At 73.1% G+C, this 1,489-nt stretch carries 1 protein-coding gene; it reads left to right on the top strand.

The annotated features are described in order from the left end of the window. On the top strand, window positions 1-1,489 hold a 1,489-nt coding region (locus tag AOK09_RS21425; RefSeq protein ID WP_245687408.1), incomplete at both ends, for a condensation domain-containing protein.

Genomic DNA, 1,489 nt, shown 5'->3' with positions numbered 1-1,489 from the left:
GTGGTGCTGGACGCGCTGCCGCTCACCGTGAACGGCAAGCTGGACCGCCGGGCGCTGCCCGCCCCCGCCTACCGCGCGGGCTCCACCCGGGCACCGTCGAGCCTGCGCGAGGAGATCCTCTGCGCGGCCTTCGCCGAGGTGCTGGGCCTGCCCGCGGTCGGGGTGGACGACGACTTCTTCGCGCTCGGCGGGCACTCCCTGCTGGCCATCCGGCTGGTGGAGGTCCTGCGGAACCGGGAGGTGTCGGTGTCCGTACGGGCACTCTTCGACACCCCGACCCCGGCCGGACTGGCGGTGGCGACCGCCGCCGAGCAGGTCGTGGTGCCGGCCAACGCCATCCCGGCCGGCGCCACGGAGATCACCCCGCAGATGCTGCCGCTGGTGGACCTCTCGGCGGCGGAGATCGGGCGGATCGTCGCCACCGTGGAGGGTGGCGCGGCCAACGTCGCGGACATCTACCCGCTGGCGCCGCTGCAGGAGGGCATCCTCTTCCACTCCCTGCTGGCGGACGGCGGCGAGGACACCTATGTGATGCCGACGGTGCTCCGCTTCGACTCCCGGGCACGGCTCGACGCCCTGGTCGCGGCCCTGCAGCAGGTGATCGACCGCCATGACATCAACCGCACCGCGATCGTGTGGGAAGGCCTGCGGGAGCCGGTCCAGGTGGTGTGGCGGCACGCCGTACTGCCGGTCGAGGAGGTCGAGCTGGACCCGCGGGGCACGGATCCCGCGGCCGAACTCCTCGCGCTCGGCGGCCTGTCGATGGACCTGAAGCGGGCTCCGCTGCTGGGCCTGCATGTGGCGGCCGAGCCCGGTACGGGCACCTGGCTGGCCCTGCTGCGCATGCACCACATCGTCCAGGACCACATGGCGCTGGAGGTGATGCTCGAGGAGGTCCGCGCCGTCCTCACCGGCCGGAGCAGCGAGCTCTCCGAGCCGCTGCCGTTCCGCGACTTCGTAGCCCAGGCACGTGCCGGGGTGGACAGCGGGGAGCACGAGCGCTACTTCGCCGGACTGCTGGGCGACGTGACCGAGCCGACCGCCCCGTACGAACTGGTGGACGTGCGCGGGGACAGCATGGACTCGGTCCAGACATGGGTGGGGCTCAGCCGCGACATGACCGGGCGGCTGCGCGACGTGGCACGGCGTCTGGGCGCCAGCCCGGCGACGGTGCTGCATGTGGCGTGGGCGAGGGTGCTGGCGGCGGTGAGCGGCCGGGACGACGTGGTGTTCGGGACGGTGCTGTTCGGGCGGATGAACGCCGGCGCCGGTTCGGACCGGGTGCCCGGCCCGTTCATCAACACCCTGCCGGTGCGGATGCGCGTGGACCGGCTGGGTGCGCTGGAGGCCGTGTCGGCGATGCGCGCCCAGCTGGCGGAACTCCTGGAGCACGAGCACGCCCCGCTCGCCCTGGCCCAGCAGGCCAGCGGCGTGGCGGGCGACATGCCGCTGTTCACCTCCATCTTCAACTACCGCCACAGCGCCGACC

Source organism: Peterkaempfera griseoplana (assembly GCF_001418575.1).
Classification (GTDB): Bacteria; Actinomycetota; Actinomycetes; order Streptomycetales; family Streptomycetaceae; genus Peterkaempfera; species Peterkaempfera griseoplana.
The sequence above is the reverse complement of the archived record's forward strand: the minus strand, read 5'-3'. Positions and strand labels throughout refer to the sequence as shown.